The sequence below is a fragment of the Vibrio sp. 1288 genome, from assembly GCF_033344475.1.
In genome coordinates this window covers 1-520 of the sequence record NZ_JAWPOX010001117.1, presented here as the reverse complement: position 1 = coordinate 520, position 520 = coordinate 1, and the positions used below count along the sequence as shown (strand labels likewise).

Sequence of the window (520 nt, the reverse complement as noted above, 5' to 3'; positions counted from 1 at the left end):
CGCGTGCAGTTAATGATTCCCTCTCATCAGGTGTCATCAGCATGGTTAACAACATCTCATGTTGCTGGCTATCCACGCTGGATCGGATTAGCTCGACAATCTGTTGCCAGTCTCTGTACTCGGGTTCGTGTGACATCAAGTTACCTCACTCAATACTTGGTATTGATCTCGTGTTGATTCAAGAACGCGCCGTCGATACCCAAAAGATCACGATAGTAGGTTTCAAACATCAGAATGTTTTGCACATACCCACGAGTTTCGTTAAATGGAATCGCCTCAATAAAGGCGTATGCGTCCACTTTGCCTTGGGTTCGCTCTCGCCACGTTTTTACTCGGTTAGGGCCAGCATTATAAGCGGCGAGCGCAAAAATACGATTATTATCGTAATCCTCTAGCAAACCTTGCAGATAATGGCTGCCAATCTCGATGTTTTTGCCGACGTTGTATAAAGCATCGCTACCTTGATAAGTCAGCTTGTATTTACGTGCCGTGTACTTCGCAGTCGCTGGCATGATTTCCA

General features: G+C 46.0%; 2 protein-coding genes. Both read right to left on the bottom strand.

Annotated elements, in window-relative coordinates:
- A partial coding sequence (locus R8O11_RS31215; RefSeq protein ID WP_318195390.1) for a Trp family transcriptional regulator occupies positions 1-136 on the bottom strand: 136 nt, incomplete at its 3' end.
- A 13-nt stretch (positions 137-149) separates the two neighbouring features.
- The coding region (locus R8O11_RS31210) for a lytic transglycosylase domain-containing protein (RefSeq protein WP_318195389.1) at positions 150-520 on the bottom strand (371 nt) is incomplete at its 5' end.